Raw genomic sequence first — 18,828 nt, 5'->3', positions numbered from 1 at the left:
GGCGCTGCCGCCTTCGGCGTGGCGGGCGCGGCGGCTTTCGGCGTGGCGGGCGCGGCGGCTTTCGGTTGCGCGGCCTTTGGTGCTGCGGATTCCTGCGCCGCCGCCAAAGACGGCGCGAGCGCAAGCGCTCCCAGTACCGCGAGCAGCGCGCCCATTCTCACGCGCGCCAGCATGTTCAATCGATCTTTCGACCCGATCATCAATACGACCCTTCCTCTCTGCGCGGGGCACCCATATTGGTTCTTAATCTCGTGTTCCCACGTTCCCGTCTTGCATTACCCTCAATACCCGAATTGAGGCGTAGACGTGGCTACGCGGGCCTGACGAGAGACTTTTCGAGGTGATGAGGGCCCCGCCCTGCCCCGGCAGCCTCCGCATCATGGTGTTGCAAAGGAAACGGTTTTTGTTACGCCAGGGGGTGTCCCGGAAACCATGCTACCCTTACGGCCATGCCGCATGCGAACCATCTATCGCCACGCAAGATCACCGTTGAAAGCCCTTATTTCCGGGCTTGTTTTCGCTCTTCTCGTTCTGCCCGCGAGCGGCAGGGCGGAGCCTGCCCACGGCATTGCCATGCAGGGGGGGCCGCGCGAGCCCGCCGATTTCAGTCATTTCCCTTATGCCAACCCCGATGCCCCGAAAGGCGGACGCCTGACTTTGGGGACGCAAGGCTCCTTCGACAGCCTCAATCCCTTGATCGTCAAAGGCGCTCCCGCAGATGGCGTGCGCGAGTATGTCTACGAGAGTTTGCTTGCGCGCGCCAATGACGAGCCCTTCACGCTCTATGGGCTCATCGCGGAAAGCGTGGAGACACCGCCGGACCGCAGCTTCGTCGAGTTCACCCTGAACCCAAAGGCGCGCTTCTCAGACGGAACGCCCATCACGGTCGACGATGTGATTTTTTCGTACCAAGTGTTGCGCGACCACGGCCGTCCCAATCACCGCTCCTACTACAAGAAGGTCGTCAATGTGGAGAAGACCGGCGACCGCAGCGTCCGCTTCACCTTCGATGCCGACGGCGATCGCGAGATGCCGCTGATCACGGGGCTGATGCCGGTGCTGCCGAAGCATCTCCTTACGCCCGAGACCTTCGACAAGACGACGCTGAAGCCGCCGGTCGGCAGCGGCCCCTATACCGTCACCAAGGTCGACCCCGGCAAGAGCCTCACCTTCACCCGCGACCCCAACTATTGGGGGCGCGATCTACCGGTCAATCGCGGCCTCTATAATTTCGACGAGGTCCGCTACGACTTCTACCGCGACGGCGGCACATTGTTCGAAGGGTTCAAGTCCGGCCTCGTCAATGTCCGCACCGAGGACGACCCGACCAGCTGGACCGAGGGCTACACCTTCCCCGCGGCGCGGGACGGGCGCGTCCTCAAGGCGGCGCTGCCGGTGGACACGCCCGCCGGCATGTCGGCGCTCGTCTTCAATACGCGGCGGCCCCTCTTCGCCGATCGGCGCGTGCGCGAAGCGCTTATCAAGTTGTTCGACTTCGCGTGGGTGAACCGCACGCTCTATCATGGTCAATATGCGCGGACCGAAAGCTATTTCGCGCGTTCGGAGCTGAGCTCGCATGGACAGCCCGCCGATGAGCGCGAGCGGGCGCTGCTCGCGCCGTACCCGGACGCGGTGAAGCCCGCGATCATGGACGGCAGCTTCGCCTTTCCCGCGGGCGACGGTACCGGCGAGAACCGTAACGCGCGACGCGAGGCCCTCGCGCTGCTCGAAGACGCAGGCTATCGCTTGGAGGGCGGCAAGCTCGTCAATGCAGCGACGAAGGAGCCGGTCACCTTCGAAATTCTCGCCGCCACACGGGGCCAGGAGCGTCTGCTCCTCACCTATGCGCGTGCCCTGAAACAGGTGGGAATCGATGCGCGAATCCGCCAAGTTGATTCGGCGCAGTATCAGCGGCGCAAGCAGACTTACGACTTCGATATGATCCAATATTTCTGGCCGGTGTCGCTGTCGCCGGGCAATGAGCAGTCGTTTCGCTGGGGGAGTGAGGCTGCGGTGACTGAAGGCTCCTTCAACTATGCGGGCGTCAAGAGCCCCGCCGTCGATGCCATGATCGCCGCACTGCTCAAGGCGGAAGACCGGCCAAGCTTCATCTCAGCCGTGCGCGCGCTCGACCGAGTGCTTCTCTCCGGCGATTACGTCATCCCGCTGTTTTATCCGCCGAAGCAATGGGTTGGCTATTGGCACCAGCTCAAGCGGCCGGATCTGACGCCGCTTTACGGCTATCAGATCGATAGCTGGTGGATGGCGCCAGAGGCCTCCGCGAGCAGCAAGAATTGACGCCGCCACGATGACCGCCCTCGCCGCAGATAGAGAGTTGAAGGAGCAAGGAGTGGAGGCGCCGCTCCGGGCCGATGCGTTGCTGCGGCAGCGCGCGGACACGCGCCCGCAGGCTCTTGCGCTTGCCGATCCTCCCAATCGCGAAAGCTTCGGTCTCGCGCCGCCACGAAGCTTCACCTATGCGGAAGTGAACGGAGCGGTCGACACCCTGGCGCAATTCTTCATCGAGATCGGGCTTGAGCCGGACGACACCATTCTGGTGCAACTTCCGAACATGGCCGAGCAGCCGCTCGTCATTCTCGCCGCTTGGCGCGCCGGTCTCACCGTCGCGATGGTGCCCATGCTCTGGCGGGGTTTCGAGATCGCGAGCGTCTGCGACCAGGTGGCGCCGAAGGCGCTGATCGGCGTGTCCCGCTTCGGTGCCGAGAGACCGTGGGCGACCGCATCTTTGCAGCCATTGTGCCAAAGCCAAGCGCGTCCATTTCGCTCGAAGGACTGCACCGCTTTCTCAAGGACCGCGGCGTTGCGCCCTACAAGCTCCCCGACCGGCTGCTCGTCGTGAAGGAGATCCCGTGCGACCGCAGTGGTCGCGTGCTGCGCGAACAGATCTTGACGCGGGTCTAGCGCGAAGTTCGCGTCATGACGGCTGAGACCGTGCTCACTGGGAGCGTCCTCATGAGCTGCTCAGCAGACACATAGGCTAGGCGATCGTAGGCCTGCCACACGCAGTCTTTTGGCGGGCCGATAGCAATATGACGGAATGCACTTCGCCTCTTCTCCTGCAGCGGCTATGATACGGACATTGAAACCAGCGAGAGCAGCCATGAATAACGCCGCCAAAATATTCGCCATCTCAACCATCGCTGTCGTGCTTGCTGGCGCCAGTATCACTCTGACTGCGTCGCCCGCCGAAGCGGGATCCAAGTCCAAAGTCAACCAGCAGCACCTCCAGTTCCGGCAGCACCTCCAGTTCCAGCAGCAGCAGCCCCTCAGGCAGCACCAGCGCCTCCGGCAGCCCTAAAGGCAGCACCAAGGGCAGCACAACGGGCCTCTCCGGTACGGACTTGGGTAGTGGCCGGTAACGGAATCCACTAAGCCTGGTCGAATGCGTAATCCGACATGGGCCAAAAGTGGACGTAGCGCTGGCGAAATCCAGTATCCAATCCCGCAATTTTCGTGGTCCAGGATCCCGGCGTCCGCCGGGATGACGCGTTGGCTAAGCCGCCTGCTTCACCGCGGCGGCGATGGACGCGAGCCGCTTCAGAAAATCGCGCGTGCCGGATAACCGCTCATCGGGTAGCGGCCAGTTGCGAAAATAGATCAGGCGATGGTCGGGCTGGAGCTTCACCTTGTGGCCCTCTTCGCGGATGAAGGCGATCAGCCCGTCCGGGTTGGCGAATTCCTTGTTGCGGAAGGCGATCACGGCGCCTTTCGGTCCGGCATCCACCTGTTCCACACCCGCTTGGCGGCACAGCGCCTTGATCTCGACCACGTCGAGCAGATGCCGGACTTCCTCGGGCAACGGACCGAAGCGGTCGATCAACTCGGCGGCGAAGGATTCGATGGCGTCGTGGGTCTCGGTCGACGACAGGCGGCGGTACAGCGCGAGCCGCACTTGCAGATCCGGCACATACTCTTCGGGGATCAGCACCGAGGTACCGAGATTGATGCGCGGCGACCATTGATCCTCGATCACGGCCCCCTCGCCGCCCCGGAGCGCAGCGACCGCATCTTCGAGCATGTTCTGATAAAGCTCGAAGCCGACCTCCCTGATATGGCCTGACTGCTCCTCGCCGAGCAGGTTGCCGGCCCCTCTGATATCGAGATCGTGGCTCGCCAGGATAAAGCCCGCCCCCAACGTATCGAGCGACTGGAGCACCTTGAGGCGCCGTTCCGCCGCCGGCGTGAGGCGCATATCGGCGGGAATGGTGAAATAGGCATAGGCGCGGATTTTGCAGCGGCCGACGCGCCCGCGCAGCTGGTAGAGCTGCGACAGGCCGAACATATCGGCGCGGTAGACAATCAGCGTGTTCGCGGTCGGGATATCGAGCCCGGACTCCACGATGGTGGTGGAGAGCAGCACGTCATATTGCCGGTCGTAGAAGGCGTTCATGATGGAATCGAGCTCGCGCGAAGGCATCTGCCCATGAGCGCGCGCGACCTTCAATTCCGGCACGTGCTCGGCAAGAAACGCCTGCGCTTCGTCGAGATCGGAGATGCGCGGGACGACGAAAAAGGTCTGGCCGCCGCGATACCGTTCCCGCAGGAGCGCCTCCCGCAAGGTCATGTCATCGAAGGGCGTGACATAGGTCCGCACCGCGAGCCGGTCGACCGGCGGCGTGGAGATCAGCGACATCTCGCGCACGCCCGACAATGCGAGTTGCAGCGTGCGCGGAATCGGCGTCGCGGTGAGCGTCAGGACATGCACGTCCTCGCGCAGCTCCTTGAGCCGCTCCTTGTGCTTGACACCGAAATGCTGCTCCTCGTCGACGATGAGAAGACCGAGATCCGCAAACTCGATGCTCTTGCCGAGTAGCACGTGGGTCCCGATGACGATATTGACCGCGCCGGTCTTCAACCCTGCCTTCACCTCCGCAAGATCCTTGCCACCGACCAGTCGCGAGGCCTGCGCGATCGTCACCGGGAAGCCGCGGAAGCGCTCCGTGAAGGTGTGGAAATGCTGGCGCGCCAAGAGCGTGGTCGGCACAACGACTGCGACCTGCTTGCCGGAGAGTACCGCCACCAGGCTCGCACGAAGCGCGACCTCGGTCTTGCCGAAGCCGACATCGCCGCAGACGAGCCTGTCCATCGGCCTGCCGCTGGAGAGATCTTCGAGCACGGCACTGATGCTCGTGACCTGGTCCTCGGTCTCCTCGTAGGGGAAGCGTGCGGCGAACTCGTCGTAAAGGCCCTCGGGTGGGGTGAGGCTCGGCGCCTCGCGCAGCTCGCGCATCGCGGCGACCTTGATCAGCTTCTCCGCCATGTCGCGGATGCGCTTTTTGAGCCTTGCCTTGCGCGACTGCCACGCCACGCCGCCAAGCTTGTCGAGCTGCGCGCCCGCCTCTTCGGAGCCATAGCGGCTCAAAAGCTCGATATTCTCCACCGGCAGGTATAGCTTGTCGCCGCCCTGATAATGCACCTTGAGGCAGTCATGCGGTTCGCCCGCGGCCTGGATCGTCGTCAGGCCCTCGAAGCGCCCGATGCCGTGATCGGCATGCACGACGAGATCGCCCACCACGAGGCTCGAGACCTCGGTGAGGGCGTCGCTGCGGCGCTTGGTACGGGTGCGGCGGATCAGGCGGTCGCCGAGGATGTCCTGCTCGCCGATGACCGCGAGATTTGGCGCATCGAAGCCTGTTTCCAACGGAAGCACCGCGAACACCGTAGCGTTCGCCGGCGCGGCGATGGCGTCATCGAACGTCTCTGCCTGCTTCGTGTCTTTGAGCCCATGTTCGGCGAGAAGCCCCGCGAGACGCTCGCGCGCGCCCACCGTCCAGCACGCGACGATCACGCGCTTGCCGTCTTTGTGTAGGCGCTCGGCATGGGCGACCACGGCGTCGAAGACATTGGCGCCTTCGGTCTGCCGCTCGATGGAAAAGGATCGTCCCTGGCGCCCGCCGAACGACACCGCCCCGCTTCCCTCGCCTTCGGGATGCTCGAACGGGTCGAGTGCAATCACCTGCCGCGACGCGAGCGCCGCCCTCCACTCCCGATCGCTGAGAAACATGGCCTCGGCCGGCACGGGATTATAAGGCGGCGCGCCGAAGGTCTTGTGCTCCAGCGCCTGCGAGCGCGCCTCGTGATGATCCTCGATCTGCTCCAGGCGCCTAGCGCGGGCGTCCTCGACCAACGGATCGAGCGTCAGCACGGCGTCAGGGACATAGTCGAAGATCGTCTCCAGCCGCTCATGGAACAGCGGCAGCCAATGCTCCATGCCTTGATGCTGGTGTCCCGCCGAGACCGACTCGTAGAGCGGGTCGTCGCCGGTCACGGCCCCGAACAGCTCCACGTAGCGGCCGCGAAAGCGGCGGCGCGACTCCGCATCGAGCGAGACCTCGCTCATGGGCTGGAGCTGCACGGACTCGACCCGCGACTCGGTCCGCTGCGTCTCGGGATCGAACGCACGGATCGATTCCAGCGTGTCGCCGAAGAAATCCAGCCGCAGCGGCTGGCCGCCAGGCGGGTAGACATCGAGAATGCCGCCGCGTACGGCGTATTGGCCGGGATCGGTGACGGTGCCGGCACGGCCATAGCCGAGACTTTCCAGCGTCGCGACCAGATCCTGCATGATTGCGGCGTTGCCGGGGGCGAGGTGGATGCTGGACGACGCTATAAAGTCGCGCGGCGGCACGCGCTGGATTGCCGCATTGGTGGATGTGAGGACGACGAGAGGTTTCGCGTCGCCCGCCTCCCGCGCCGCCAAAGCCGCGAGCGTGAAGATGCGGTGCGCGACGGTCTCCGCGTTGGGCGCGACGCGGTCGTACGGCACGCTGTCCCAGGCGGGGAAGCTCCGGACGGTGACGTCGGGGGTGAAGAATCTGATCGCGTCTTCCAGCGTGGCAAGCCGGTTGCCGTCGCGGGCGACATGCAGGATCGGCGCCGGCCGGTCGCCTGCCGCGGCCCGACGCGCGAGGGCGCCTAGGAAAAGCGCGTCGAGCCCCTCCGGCACACCGCTGGCGATGGCAGGATTATGCTGAAACAGGCGCTCGACGGGAAAACTGGATGGCTTCGGCGTCACTGCCATTGGCTTCAAGTCACGACCTTATTCAACGCCGGCGAGGCCGTGAAAACGCCGCAGCCGCTCGATCAGTTCATCCAGCGCCGGCTCGCCGATGGTCTCGCCCTGCTTGATGCAGAATTCGATCTCTGGATCGGGCCGGTCAATCAGGCGCTCCAGGGTCTCGATCTCCGCCGCAGTCATGGTCTCGATTTCCTTTGCGGCGAAGCGGCCAAGCAGAAAATCCATCTCCTGCGTGCCGCGATGGGTCGCCCTATAGAGGGCCCGGCGCCGGCGGAGCTTAAAGTCGCTTGCGGACGAGCTTTTCAATGTCATGGAGGCTGGGTTAGAGCGAGCGCGCCTTTCCCTGTCAAGCGGAAGAGATTTGCGGCAAAAAGGCTGTCATGCGCCCCTCCCTCCTCGCCCCGCTTTTCGCACCGGCCCGCCTCCTGAGAGGCGTCGGGCCGCGCGTGGAGGATTTGCTGACCAAGCTTGCGGCGCCCCGGCATCCGGGCGCCCATGCCCGCGTCATCGATCTTATCTGGCACCTGCCCGTCGGGCTCATCGACCGCGCGCTCATCCCCAGCATCGCCGAGGTCCGCGTCGGCGAGCTCGCCACGCTCGACGTCACCATCGCCGAGCACCGGCCCGGGCCGCCCCGCCGCTTCCGCGGGCGCGGCCGCTCGCCCTATCGCGTTCTGGTCGAGGATGCGTCCGGCGCGCTCGAGCTCGTCTATTTCACCGCCAACTCGACCTATCTGAAGCGCCTGCTGCCGGTCGGTAGCCGCCGCATGATCTCCGGGCGCATCGAAGCCTATGACGGCTTGTTGCAGATGCCGCATCCCGACCATGTCGTGGATGTCGATAGCAACGCCGCGCTGCCGCAGCTGGAACCGGTCTATCCCCTCACCGAAGGGCTCAGCAACACCGTGCTGCGCCGCTCGATCGCCGGTGCGCTCGCGCGGCTCCCAAAGCCGCCGGAATGGATCGACGCCGCCTATCGCGAGCAGAACACCTGGCCGACCTTCGCCGCGGCGCTGGCGCGCCTGCACGCCCCGGAGAGCGAAGCGGACCTGCTGCCCTCGGCGCCCGCGCGCATGCGGCTTGCCTATGACGAGCTCCTCGCCAATCAGCTTGCGCTTGCCGTGATCCGCCGCCGCTTGCGCCGGGGCGCGGGGCGCACGCTCACCCCTTCCAAGGGATTGCGTCAGGCCATTGCTGCCGCGCTGCCCTTCAATTTGACGGCTGCGCAAAATCGCGTCCTCGCCGAGATCGATGCCGATCTCGCGAGCCCGCATCGCATGGTGCGTCTGCTGCAGGGCGATGTCGGCAGCGGTAAGACCATCGTCGCGCTGCTCGCGCTGGCGAGTGCGGTCGAGGCGGGCGCGCAAGGAGCGCTGATGGCGCCGACCGAGATCCTCGCGCGGCAGCATTTCAAGACGATCAGCGCGCTTGCCGGAGCTGCCGGCCTGCGTATCGCCCTCCTCACCGGGCGCGAGCGCGGCAAGGACCGGCAGCAGATCCTCGCCACCCTGAACGACGGTGAAATCGACATCCTGATTGGCACGCACGCCATCTTCCAGGAGACAATCGCTTTCCACGATCTCGCCCTCGTCGTGATCGACGAACAGCACCGCTTCGGCGTGCATCAGCGTCTCGCGCTGCAAGGCAAGGGCGCCGGCAAAGGCGCGGAGCTCCTGGTGATGACGGCGACGCCCATCCCGCGCACGCTGCTGCTCACCAGTTACGGCGACATGGACGTCTCGCGCATCGACGAGAAGCCGCCGGGACGAAAGCCCATCGCCACCCGCGCCGTGCCGCTCGACCGCCTTGAGGAGGTCATCGCGGGCGTCGAGCGCGCCATCGCCGAGGGGGCGCAAGTCTATTGGGTCTGCCCCCTCGTCGCGGAATCGGAGACGCTCGACATGGCGGCGGCCGAAGAGCGCTTCGCGGATCTGCACAAGCGCTTTGGCGACAGAGTCGGCCTCGTGCACGGGCAGATGAAGGGCAAAGACAAAGACGCGGTCATGGCGGCCTTCGTGGCCGGCGAGAAGTCTATCCTCGTCGCCACCACCGTGATCGAGGTCGGCGTCGACGTGCGCAACGCCTCGATCATGATTATCGAGCATGTCGAGCGCTTCGGCCTCGCCCAGCTGCATCAACTGCGTGGGCGCGTCGGCCGCGGCGCCGCGGAGTCCTCGTGCGTCCTGCTCTATCGCCAGAATGTGTCGGAACTCGCGCGCGAGCGGCTCGGCGTGATGCGCCGGACCGATGACGGCTTCGTCATCGCCGAGGAGGATCTGCGCTTACGGGGCGGCGGCGAGGTGCTGGGCACTAGGCAAAGCGGCATGCCTTCCTTCCGCATCGCGCGTCTGCCCGAGCATGAGGCCCTGCTCCAGGCGGCCCGCGACCAGGCACATCTCGTGCTCACGCGCGATCCCGACCTCAAGGCCAACAGCGCGGTTGCGCTCAAGCTGCTGCTCTATCTGTTCGAGCGGGATGACGCGATCGCGCTGATGCGCGCCGGATGAGCCTGTCAGACGACGGGCTCTTCCTCGGGAACCTGTTTTTGCCGCTTGGCGCCTTCGGCGAGCTTGCACAGCGAGTCGTCATGCGGCGGCGCGACAAGCCCCGCAGACACCACAAGCTTGGCGCCGTCCTCGATGGTCATGTCGAGGAGAATGACGTCTTTCGCCGGCATGAACAGCACGAAGCCGGTGGTCGGGTTCGGCGCATTCGGCATAAACACCGTCATCAGTGCCTCGCCATTGCCTATCTTGCTGCTCACCTCGACCGGCGGATCGCCGGAGACGAAGACAACAGCGTGTAGGCCCTTGCGCGGGAACTCGATAAGTCCCACGCGCTTGAACGATGTGCCGGTCTTGGAAAAGATCGTGGTGAAAATCTGCTTGAGCAGGCGGTACACGCCGCGCACGACCGGCATGCGGTCGAGCATCATCTCGCCATAGCTGACGATGGTGCGGCCGAACAGATTTGCGGTCAGCGCGCCGATCAGCATGAGCGCGGCGATGCCGACGATGAGGCCCACACCCGGCACATTCACGGGCAGATACGTCTCAGGCAGATAAGCCTGGGGGATCAGTGGCTTCACCCAACCGTCGACCAGATTAACGAACCACCAGACCACGTAAATCGTGATGGCCACCGGGCCCACAATGACAAGGCCGGTGAGGAAATAGCCCCGCAGACGCGCGCCGATATGCGAAGACGTGTGCTCCTCCTCGCCAAGCAGAGGCAGGCGATCTTCGAGCCGCGTCTCCTCGGATGCCTTTTTCGGCTGGGCGGATCCTGGTTCTGGGGTCTTGGGCGTCATGAGCTCTCGTGGCGAATGTCTGCGCTAAAGCCGCAGGCGATGATCTCGTGACGCGCTCATAGCACGTTTTGCGTTACGTCGGCAGAGCGGCCGCGTCTTTCGCCACCGGCCCGTCTCCTCGCCTACGGAACATCGAAGCTAAGGCGCGACCAGGAAGCAATCGACGCCGCTGCGCTTGAGAGAATTGCAGAGTTTGAGGCTTGCGGCCTTGTCCGGAAACGGACCGACTTGAAGCCGGTAAAAGGTGCCGAGATTACCGATATCGGTCTTTTCGATGCTCGGTTGCGTGCCGGAGAGTTCGGGATTCGCTGCGGAGACTTTTTTCCACAGCGCCTTCGCCTCAGCCTCGGAGCGGGTCGGCGTGAGCTGTAGCCGGTAGGAGCCGCTACTGGCCGGGGCTGCTGTCGGCGTCGCTTCCGCAACTTGCGTGGTCCAGCTGCCGGACGTGGCCGTCGTTGCGCTGGGCGTCGAATCCGCCGTGCGCGTCTTGGTCTGACCTTCGGTCTGGGGGGCCCATCCAGTGGTCGGTGCCGGCTGGCGGCTTGCCGTCTCCGTCGCGGCGGTCGCCGGCGGCTCGGGCGCATCCGAAGGACCGGTCACGGAACTGAACCAGCGCGTCAAACGATTGCCGCCGCTCGGCGCCGGTGCGCTGGCGTCATCGACCGAGGTGCTCCACGATCCTCTCTCGGCAGGCTTGCTCGACGGGGCGCTCGCTGGGGCTTCCGCCGTGCGCGCAGCGGGCGCAGCGGGTGCAGGCCCAGCAAACGGCGACGAGTCGTCGCTGTCATCGTCGCCGCTGCGCACTTCGGTGGAGAAGGCCGTGATAGCGCCCGCGTCCGGCGCGGGACCGCCGTCTTCCGCCAGCAGCTTGTCGACCTCGCTGCTCGACCCGGATTTCCGTGCAAGGGCGATCTCGGCGGCAGCCTGCGTGCCGAGCCCCGCGGCCTTATAAGCGAGCCCGCGATTGACAAGCGCCTTCGTGCGATCGGCGCCGGCCAGGCCGAGCCAGATCGCGGCGCCGAGATCGGCGATGGCGCGCGAAGGCTGGCCGAGCTTCCGGTTGGCGATGCCGCGAAGGTAAAGCGCTCGGGCGGCGGTGGCGGCCGAATTGCCTTCGGCATTGACGGCGGCGGTGAGCTGCCGCACCGCGGTGTCGTATTTTCCCGCCTCGAGCGACGCCGCGCCTGACTTCAGGGCCGCGGAGTCCTGCGCCAAGGCAGGCGCTGCAATCCAAAAACTAAAGCCGACGAGAAGAGCAACAAGGCTGAGAGCGCGCGCACCCATGAGCCGCCCGAAACAAGGGCGGCGCGGCCGAAGGTTCTGCCGATGATCCGCCATGGGCATTGCTCAAACAAAGAAATCAGGCAAATCCGAGGCTTTAGCTATTCCACTGTCACGGACTTTGCGAGATTTCGCGGCTGGTCTACGTCGGTCCCCATGAAAACTGCCGTATGATAGGCGATTAGCTGAATCGGAAGCGCGTAGACGAGCGGCGTGACGAAACGATGGACCGGCGGCACGGTCAGGCAAAGCCCGATGCTGCATCCGGCGCTTTGCGGGTCGGCGTCGCTGATCAGGATGAGCTCGCCGCCCCTCGCCGCAACCTCTTGCATGTTGGAGACAGTCTTCTCGTAAAGGTCGTCGCGGGGTGCAATCACGATCACCGGCATGTTCTCGTCGATCAGCGCGATGGGCCCATGCTTGAGTTCGCCGGCGGCATAGCCCTCGGCGTGAATGTAGGAAATCTCCTTCAGCTTCAGCGCGCCTTCCATGGCGAGCGGGTAGCTCGAGCCGCGGCCGAGATAGAGGACATCGCGCGCTTTCGACAGATTATGCGCCAGCGCTTCGTAGGGGCTCTCGTCGCTCAGGATCGTCGCCATGTGGCGCGGCACCTCGGCGAGGGCCTGGACAATCTCCTGCTCCATCGCGTCGCTGATATATCCCCGCGCCTTGCCGGCCGCGATGGCGAGGCAGGCGAGCACCGTGAGCTGGCACGTGAAGGCCTTGGTCGAGGCGACGCCGATCTCGGGGCCGGCGAAGGTCGGCAGCACGACGTTGGACTCCCGCGCGATCGTGGACTCGCGGACATTGACGATGGAGACGATGTGCTGCCCCTGCGCACGGCAATAGCGCAGCGTTGCCAGCGTGTCTGCCGTCTCGCCCGATTGCGACACGAACAGCGACACGCCGCCGGCATCGAGCGGCGTCTCGCGATAGCGAAACTCGGAGGCGATATCGACATCGACCGGCAGCTTGGCCCAACGCTCAAACCAATATTTGGCGATGATACAGGCATAGTAGGCGGTGCCGCAGGCAGACATCGACAGCCGCGGCAGATTGGCGAAATCGAACGGCAGGCTCGGCAGGTCGATGCGTAAGGAGGCAAGATCCACATAGGCCGCGAGCGTATGCCCGACCACTTCCGGCTGCTCGTGAATTTCCTTGGCCATGAAGTGGCGGTGATTGCCCTTGTCGACCATCAGCGCGCTCGCCACCGAGCGGGTCAGAGGCCGTTTGACCGCCTTGCCGCCGCTGTCGCGGATGGCGACTCCGGCGCGGGTGAGCACCGCCCAGTCTCCGTCATCCAGATAGCAGATGGAATCGGTGAACGGCGCGAGCGCGATGGCGTCGGAGCCGACGAACATCTCGCCGTCGCCGTAGCCGATGGCAAGCGGGCTTCCCTCACGGGCGACGATCATGAGATCGTTGTAGCCGCGGAAGATCATGGCGAGAGCAAACGCGCCCTTGAGATGCTTCAGGGTGTGATAGACGGCGCGGACGGGGTCGTTACCGGCCTTCAGTTCGCGCGTCACGAGGTGTGCAATGACCTCGGTGTCGGTGTCGCTCGTAAATTTCGCGCCGTCGCGCTCGAGCTCTTCGCGCAGCTCGCGGAAATTCTCGATGATGCCGTTATGGACGACGGAGACTTCTTCGGTCATGTGCGGATGGGCATTCGCCTCGGTCGGCTTGCCGTGTGTCGCCCATCGGGTATGGCCAATGCCGGTGGACCCTAACAGGGGAGCCGCTTGCAGGCGCGTTTCGAGGTTGCGCAGCTTGCCTGCGGCGCGCCGGCGCCCAAGCTGCCCGTTCTCGACGGTCGCTACGCCAGCGGAATCATATCCTCGATATTCGAGCCGCTTCAGCGCATCAACGAGCTGCGCCGCCACCGGGCCGTTGCCGAGGACGCCAACAATGCCGCACATCGTCCCCTACTCCATCTCAACCTTGGGTAATAGCTAATTGGCGCCGTTCTGTGTCGCAACTCACGTGCCATGACTCTTTGTTTCGACGGTTACTTCTTCCGCGAACGGCGCGCCCGCATCTTGGCGGCCCAGCCGGGACGCTCCTCCTGGCTCGTGCGGGTGAGCGCGAGGGCATCGGGGGAAACGTCCTTGGAGATGACGCTGCCGGACCCGATATAGGCGCCCTCGCCGATCTTGACCGGCGCGACCAGGGCGCTGTTGGAGCCGATGAACGATCCTGCGCCGATCTCGGTGCGGTGCTTGGCAAAGCCGTCATAGTTGCAGGTAATGGTACCGGCCCCGACATTAGCGCCCGCGCCGACACTCGCGTCGCCGATATAGGTGAGATGGTTAACTTTGGCGCCCTCGCCGATATCGGATTGCTTGATCTCCACGAAGTTGCCGACATGCGCGTCCTTAGCAAGCGTGGCGCCGGGCCTGAGCCGTGCGAATGGGCCGACCGTAGCGCCTTTTCCGATCTGCGCGCGCTCGATGTGGCAGAAGGCTTTGATCGTCGCGCCGTCCTCAATACTGACGCCGGGGCCGATCACGACATTCGGTTCGATGATGACGTCCTTGCCGATCACGGTGTCGTGGCTGAGGAAAACGGTTTCCGGCGCAACCAGGGTCGCACCCTTCTCCATCGCGCTTGCCCGTAAGCGCTGTTGGATGATGGCTTCCGCCGCGGCCAGCTCGGCGCGCGAATTTACCCCGCGCACCTCTTCTTCCTCGGATCGCACCATGCGCGTTTCCAGCCCGTCGTCATAGGCGAGCGCGAGCGCGTCGGTGAGATAGAATTCGCCCTTGGCGTTGTCGTTGCCGATACGCCTCAAGAGATCGCCCAGCGTCTTGCCGGAGCGAAACGCCACGATGCCCGAGTTGCAGAGCGTGACCTTGCGCTCCTCCTCGCTTGCATCCTTGTGCTCGCGGATGCCGAGCAGCCGTCCGCCCGCGTCGAGCAACATGCGGCCATAGCCCGTAGGGTCCGCGGCCTCGAAGCCGATCACCACGACATCAGCGCCGCCGTCGAGCGCCTGCCGGATTTCGCCGAGCGTGCCGGCGCGCAGGAGCGGCGTGTCACCATAGAGCACGACGACCGGGCCGCCGAAATTCGCAAACGCCGCCTCCGCGGTCTGCACCGCGTGGGCGGTGCCGCGCTGCTCCCGCTGCACAAAGATCTCGGCAGTCGGATCGAGCGCCTTCGCCGCTTCGCCGACCGCCTCCATCTCGGGCGCGATGACAACGCAAGCCCGGTCGACGCCGGCGGCAGCCTTCATGACGTGGGCAAGCAGCGTAGCGCCGCCGATCTTGTGCAGCACTTTCGCCAAGCCCGACTTCATGCGCGTGCCTTTGCCGGCCGCGAGAATGATGGCGAGAGCGTTGGTCTGTGTCATGTCGCGTCGGTCACCGCAAATCACCGCAAATGCGCACAAATCCGCATAATTGAGCATCAAAGAGAGCGACGTTCATGGCTTGGCGAATGCCGCAATCGCGTGCCCCTGAAGTTGCTTCTCTAGTGCAAAGCGATGACCAGAGCCATAACCCCGCGTCGCAATGAGCGACCGGGATCTCAACGGAGAATTGACCATCTGGGTAGAGGGAGTAATCTCCGGCGTTTGAGGGGGCAGGTCGAAGCGGGCCATAATACCGGCGCTTTTCGGCGTAGATTCGCGGCGGAGGCTTACGAAACCATGGCTCTTATTGATCGGCAGAGCGGCGCTAGGAATTGGGTGCCAAGCCTCTTCGCCTTTTTCTGGATCCTGCTTGCCGGTTTCTCGACGCTCTATCTCGTCGGCCTGGTCGTCGATCCGCCAGCTCAAGGCGACGAGGTTATCGCGTCAACCACGCCCGTCCCCGCCCCGCAAGGCGACTCCGAAGACGATACACAGACCGCCGAGCAGGTCGCTGCCTTGCCCGAGGCCAACGATGCCCGCGGTCAAGACATAGATTCCGTCAAGACCGCGATGCGCGACCTGACGCATAAGATGGACGAGTTCAACAAGCGGCTGAAGCCGATCGAGAAAATCCTCGGCCCGGTCGCTGCCCTGCCGCCGGCCACCTCGGTCACGACCTCGCTGCCGACGCCGGAGCCGATCGTGCCGCCCGAGCCGGAGCAAGCCGAGACGCCCGCGCCGCCCGCGCCGGTAAGGCCCCCAGAGAAGCCGGCCGAAAAACCGAAAGCCTTCGAGGCGCCGAAACCCATCGAGGCGCCGAAGCCGACGGTCGCCGCGCCGAAACCCGTCGAGGCGCCGAAGCCTGTGATCGCCGCGACGAAGCCCGAAGAAAAGCCTGCACCCGCCAACACCGCCGCCGCTTCCGCAGCACCCGAACCGGTCGAGGGCGGTGCCGAAGGTCTGCAAGACGACGCGAGCGCGCCTGAAGACACTGAAGTGCCTGAGGATCCGGCGTCTCCGGCGCTGGCTGAAGAGAGCGTGGCGTCAGCCTCGCCGGACGACGCACCCCCCGCTGACAACAGTTCAGCGCCGGCGCCGACGTCCACCGACGATCCTTCCGCCCCGACGGAAGCGGTGCCTACGGAGATCGCGAAGTTCGATCCGGTCGCGCTGCCGCCCGCGGCAAATGACGGCAGCACCCGCTTCGGGATCGAGATCGGCAGTACGGACAACCAGAATGGCCTCCGGCCGCTCTGGCGCGAATATCTCTCCAAGCATGCGGCGCTCGTGGCCGGCCTGCAGCCGCGCCGTGTTCTCGCCCCCGACAAGAAGTGGCGCCTGATCGCAGGCCCCTTCTCCAATGCTGTCGAGGCGGCACAAGCCTGCATCCTTTTCAAGAAAGTGGAGCGGCCCTGCGAGGCGACGGTCTTCGCGGGCGACTCGCTCTAGTCTTTCGTGCGTAAGAAGCGGCTCCGTCGACTGCTATTGCTTGGGCCGCGGCAGCATGGGGTCGCGCTTGACGCGTTCGGCGGGCCACACGATGACGTATTTGCCGTCGATCACCTGGCTCAGCACCATGGACTTGGCGACGTTGCGCCCGGTCTCGTCGAATTTCACCTTCCCGTAGAACGTCTTGAGCTCGGTCGCGGCTAGCGCGTTGCGGATTTTCACCGGATCGAGACTCTACGCCCGCTTGAAGGCGTCGGCGAAGACTTCCACGGCGGCCGCCGATTGTGCCGCCTGATACGGAGCCTCATAGCCATACCCGCCCTTGAACTCGGTGGCGAACTCGACCGGTGTGGCGAACAGCTCGCCTGGTAATTGAGCGTTCGATGCCATTGCATGGCACAAAGCACATACTCCGCCGCCGGCAATTTCTCGGCGAGCTGCGCGGAGTCGCAATGCGTCATCGCGACCACGGGCACATAGACGTTAAGCGCTTTCATCTGCGTGACCGCCGTGATCGCCCCCTTCTCCTGCCCGGAGATAATGAGCACATCCGGTTTGAGCGCCTTCACCTTGGTCAAGGTTGCGGACATGTCGTTCAGCTCCGGCGCTAACTGATCGTCGATGACGACCCTCATGCCGAGCCGTTCGATGTCGTCCAGCACGCCGGCGCGAACATCCTCGGCGAACGGGTCGTTCTCCATGGCGAGCGCGAATTTGATCTCCGAGGGCTTCTTGCCAAGCTTCTCGGCATGCTTCGCGGCAAGCTCGATGGCCGGTGCGAGAATTGGTCGGAGGTAGAGAGCACGGCGAAGATGTAGCGGTAGCCCTTGGTGAAGAGCTCACGCGCGGCGCCGTTCGCTTCCACCATTGGTGCGCGGTATTTCTCGATCACGGGCAGGATCGCTTTGGTCTGGCCGGAACTGAACGGCCCCAGCAGATATTTGACGCCGTCCTGCTTGATCAAACGCTCGGCGAGTTCAGTGCCCCGCGCCGGCGTGGATTCGTCGTCATAATATTTGATGACCAGCTCGTAGGGAATGCCGGCGATGGCAATGCCGCCGCGCTTGTTGACCCGGCGCAACGCGAGGTCGTAGCCGTTCTTGGTGTGCGCGCCGTTCGGTGCGGATTTGCCGCTGAGAGAAAGAGCGGCGTCCAAGATGATGACGTGGTCCGCGGCAGCGGCGATCGGGGCGGTAGCGAGAAATGCTGCGCAGAACGCTGGCAGTAGCAGCCGCTTCACCGCGCTCTCCCCCTGGGTCGTCTTGGCCAGAATCACTGGCGCCTCAAGAATAGCCCTGCGCGGGGAATGTTCAATTCGAGATCAGTGGATGCAGCCCACAGATCGCGTCTTTGCCGCCAAATTGCGTAGTCGTGCAGACTGCTCAAAGTTCGTCCGTATTGAAGCTGTCGCAGTCGTCGAGGTCGCCGCTCTCGTAACCCTTGCGGAACCAGGCCACGCGTTGGGCCGAGGAGCCGTGCGTGAAGGAATCCGGCACGACATAGCCTTGGGTCTGGCGCTGGATGCGATCGTCGCCAATGGCGCTCGCGGCGCCGAGCGCCTCGTCGATATCGCCGGGCTCGATGATGTTGTCGCGTTGGCCGGCGCGCTTGGCCCAGATGCCCGCGAAGCAATCAGCCTGAAGCTCCATACGCACTTGCAGCGAGTTGGCTGCCTCTTTGCTCAAGCGCTGCCGCGCCGCCTCCACCTGATCGGCGATGCCCAGTAGTTTCTGCACGTGGTGCCCGATCTCGTGCGCGATGACATAGGCTTGCGCGAAGTCTCCGGGCGCGAGGAAACGGCTCTTCAGCTCTTCGAAGAAGGAAAGGTCGATATAGACCTTCTCGTCGCTCGGACAGTAAAACGGGCCCATGGCGGCCATGCCGGTGCCGCACGCGGAGCGAACGGCGCCGCTGAAGAGCACGAGCGTCGGATCGTTGTAGCGTCTGCCGTAGCTTCCAAGCAGGTTCTCCCAGACATCCTCGGTGTTGGCGAGAACGACGGAGATGAATTGCTTGAGGTCGTCGGCGCTGCCGGTTTCGGGCCGCGAGATCGGACGGTCCGCGCCGGTACCGGGGGAATTTGTGGTGCCAGGGCGCGACTCCGGCAAGCGGATGTCAGGGAAATTCCTGCCATCCCCGGACGGACCACTCTGGATGATCGTGCTCGGATCGAGCCCGAAAAACAGCATCAGACCGAGGATGATCAGAAATCCGACAATGCCGATGCCGCCGCCGCGTCCACCGCCGCCGCTCGGAAAGCGCATGCCGCCGCCCGGAAACGGGAAGCCGAAGCCGCCACCCTGCCCGCGGCGATCCTCGACATTTTCGCTTTCTCGTTGTCCGCGCCAGCGCATCCTGCCTCACCTCAATGGTCGGGCCAAAGCGGCCGGTAGG

The 18,828-nt window shown here is 64.6% G+C and carries 16 protein-coding genes; 4 read left to right on the top strand and 12 right to left on the bottom strand.

What is annotated here, in order from left to right:
* Positions 1 to 200: hypothetical protein (locus ACR2J1_RS05870; protein WP_434018404.1), on the bottom strand; the 200-nt coding region annotated here is incomplete at its 3' end.
* Positions 201 to 456: 256 nt separating this feature from the next.
* Here ACR2J1_RS05870 and ACR2J1_RS05865 point away from each other — a divergent pair.
* Both ACR2J1_RS05865 and ACR2J1_RS05860 read left to right on the top strand, forming a co-directional pair.
* The gene (locus ACR2J1_RS05865) at positions 457 to 2,298 is read left to right on the top strand and encodes an extracellular solute-binding protein (RefSeq protein ID WP_434018403.1); all 1,842 of its coding nucleotides are present in this window, start codon (positions 457 to 459) and stop codon (positions 2,296 to 2,298) included.
* Between the two features lie 52 nt (positions 2,299 to 2,350).
* Positions 2,351 to 2,860 (top strand): AMP-binding protein, encoded by a 510-nt coding sequence (locus ACR2J1_RS05860; protein WP_434018402.1) that lies wholly within the window; start codon positions 2,351 to 2,353, stop codon positions 2,858 to 2,860.
* A 291-nt stretch (positions 2,861 to 3,151) separates the two neighbouring features.
* Here the strand turns inward: ACR2J1_RS05860 and ACR2J1_RS05855 are convergent, their stop codons facing one another.
* The 3 genes from ACR2J1_RS05855 to ACR2J1_RS05845 form a co-directional block, all read right to left on the bottom strand.
* Positions 3,152 to 3,340, bottom strand: coding sequence for a hypothetical protein (locus tag ACR2J1_RS05855; RefSeq protein WP_434018401.1), 189 nt, complete (start codon positions 3,338 to 3,340; stop codon positions 3,152 to 3,154).
* Positions 3,341 to 3,514: 174 nt separating this feature from the next.
* On the bottom strand, positions 3,515 to 7,042 hold the full coding sequence (gene mfd / locus ACR2J1_RS05850; protein WP_434018405.1) for a transcription-repair coupling factor: 3,528 nt from the start codon (positions 7,040 to 7,042) through the stop codon (positions 3,515 to 3,517).
* Positions 7,043 to 7,060: 18 nt separating this feature from the next.
* A complete protein-coding gene (locus ACR2J1_RS05845) occupies positions 7,061 to 7,351 on the bottom strand; it encodes a succinate dehydrogenase assembly factor 2 (protein ID WP_434018400.1) in 291 nt (96 codons plus the stop codon).
* Between the two features lie 68 nt (positions 7,352 to 7,419).
* Between ACR2J1_RS05845 and recG the strand changes: the two genes are divergently transcribed.
* Positions 7,420 to 9,546, top strand: a complete 2,127-nt coding sequence (gene recG, locus ACR2J1_RS05840; RefSeq protein WP_434018399.1) for an ATP-dependent DNA helicase RecG — start codon at positions 7,420 to 7,422, stop codon at positions 9,544 to 9,546.
* Between the two features lie 5 nt (positions 9,547 to 9,551).
* Here recG and ACR2J1_RS05835 read toward each other — a convergent pair whose 3' ends face one another.
* The 4 genes from ACR2J1_RS05835 to glmU all read right to left on the bottom strand — a co-directional run bounded on the left by ACR2J1_RS05835 (position 9,552) and on the right by glmU (position 14,985).
* Entirely contained in the window at positions 9,552 to 10,349 is a 798-nt protein-coding gene (locus ACR2J1_RS05835) for a DUF502 domain-containing protein (protein WP_434018398.1), read from the bottom strand.
* Positions 10,350 to 10,487: 138 nt separating this feature from the next.
* Positions 10,488 to 11,633, bottom strand: a complete 1,146-nt coding sequence (locus ACR2J1_RS05830; protein WP_434018397.1) for an SPOR domain-containing protein — start codon at positions 11,631 to 11,633, stop codon at positions 10,488 to 10,490.
* A 98-nt stretch (positions 11,634 to 11,731) separates the two neighbouring features.
* A complete protein-coding gene (gene glmS, locus ACR2J1_RS05825; protein WP_434018396.1) occupies positions 11,732 to 13,552 on the bottom strand; it encodes a glutamine--fructose-6-phosphate transaminase (isomerizing) in 1,821 nt (606 codons plus the stop codon).
* 89 nt (positions 13,553 to 13,641) lie between these two features.
* Positions 13,642 to 14,985: a bifunctional UDP-N-acetylglucosamine diphosphorylase/glucosamine-1-phosphate N-acetyltransferase GlmU gene (gene glmU / locus ACR2J1_RS05820; protein ID WP_434018395.1), complete on the bottom strand. Its 1,344-nt coding sequence runs from the start codon at positions 14,983 to 14,985 to the stop codon at positions 13,642 to 13,644.
* A 297-nt stretch (positions 14,986 to 15,282) separates the two neighbouring features.
* On the opposite strand from glmU, the gene ACR2J1_RS05815 reads away from it, so the two are divergent.
* Positions 15,283 to 16,434, top strand: coding sequence for an SPOR domain-containing protein (locus ACR2J1_RS05815; protein ID WP_434018394.1), 1,152 nt, complete (start codon positions 15,283 to 15,285; stop codon positions 16,432 to 16,434).
* Between the two features lie 33 nt (positions 16,435 to 16,467).
* Here ACR2J1_RS05815 and ACR2J1_RS05810 read toward each other — a convergent pair whose 3' ends face one another.
* From ACR2J1_RS05810 to ypfJ, 4 genes are all read right to left on the bottom strand, one after another.
* Entirely contained in the window at positions 16,468 to 16,656 is a 189-nt protein-coding gene (locus ACR2J1_RS05810; RefSeq protein ID WP_434018393.1) for a hypothetical protein, read from the bottom strand.
* Positions 16,653 to 17,135, bottom strand: a complete 483-nt coding sequence (locus tag ACR2J1_RS05805; protein WP_434018392.1) for an ABC transporter substrate-binding protein — start codon at positions 17,133 to 17,135, stop codon at positions 16,653 to 16,655. The genes ACR2J1_RS05810 and ACR2J1_RS05805 overlap by 4 nt, the downstream gene beginning before the upstream one ends.
* Entirely contained in the window at positions 17,066 to 17,710 is a 645-nt protein-coding gene (locus ACR2J1_RS05800; RefSeq protein ID WP_434018391.1) for an ABC transporter substrate-binding protein, read from the bottom strand. Before ACR2J1_RS05800 ends, ACR2J1_RS05805 begins: the two co-directional genes overlap by 70 nt.
* 106 nt (positions 17,711 to 17,816) lie before the next feature.
* Positions 17,817 to 18,788 carry a KPN_02809 family neutral zinc metallopeptidase gene (ypfJ, locus tag ACR2J1_RS05795; RefSeq protein WP_434018390.1) on the bottom strand — a complete coding sequence of 324 codons (972 nt, stop codon included), beginning with the start codon at positions 18,786 to 18,788 and terminating at the stop codon, positions 17,817 to 17,819.
* Between the last annotated feature and the right edge of the window lie 40 nt (positions 18,789 to 18,828).

The organism is Methyloceanibacter sp. (assembly GCF_050999895.1).
Classification (GTDB): Bacteria; Pseudomonadota; Alphaproteobacteria; order Rhizobiales; family Methyloligellaceae; genus Methyloceanibacter.
The sequence above is the reverse complement of the archived record's forward strand: the minus strand, read 5'-3'. Positions and strand labels throughout refer to the sequence as shown.

Coding starts and splice junctions, on each gene's coding strand:
- ACR2J1_RS05865 (WP_434018403.1), top strand. CDS start 457: ATGCGAACCATCTATCGCCACGCAAGATCACCGTTGAAAGCCCTTATT.
- mfd (WP_434018405.1), bottom strand. CDS start 7,042: ATGGCAGTGACGCCGAAGCCATCCAGTTTTCCCGTCGAGCGCCTGTTT.
- ACR2J1_RS05845 (WP_434018400.1), bottom strand. CDS start 7,351: ATGACATTGAAAAGCTCGTCCGCAAGCGACTTTAAGCTCCGCCGGCGC.
- recG (WP_434018399.1), top strand. CDS start 7,420: ATGCGCCCCTCCCTCCTCGCCCCGCTTTTCGCACCGGCCCGCCTCCTG.
- ACR2J1_RS05835 (WP_434018398.1), bottom strand. CDS start 10,349: ATGACGCCCAAGACCCCAGAACCAGGATCCGCCCAGCCGAAAAAGGCA.
- ACR2J1_RS05830 (WP_434018397.1), bottom strand. CDS start 11,633: ATGGGTGCGCGCGCTCTCAGCCTTGTTGCTCTTCTCGTCGGCTTTAGT.
- glmS (WP_434018396.1), bottom strand. CDS start 13,552: ATGTGCGGCATTGTTGGCGTCCTCGGCAACGGCCCGGTGGCGGCGCAG.
- glmU (WP_434018395.1), bottom strand. CDS start 14,985: ATGACACAGACCAACGCTCTCGCCATCATTCTCGCGGCCGGCAAAGGC.
- ACR2J1_RS05815 (WP_434018394.1), top strand. CDS start 15,283: ATGGCTCTTATTGATCGGCAGAGCGGCGCTAGGAATTGGGTGCCAAGC.
- ACR2J1_RS05805 (WP_434018392.1), bottom strand. CDS start 17,135: ATGGAGAACGACCCGTTCGCCGAGGATGTTCGCGCCGGCGTGCTGGAC.
- ypfJ (WP_434018390.1), bottom strand. CDS start 18,788: ATGCGCTGGCGCGGACAACGAGAAAGCGAAAATGTCGAGGATCGCCGC.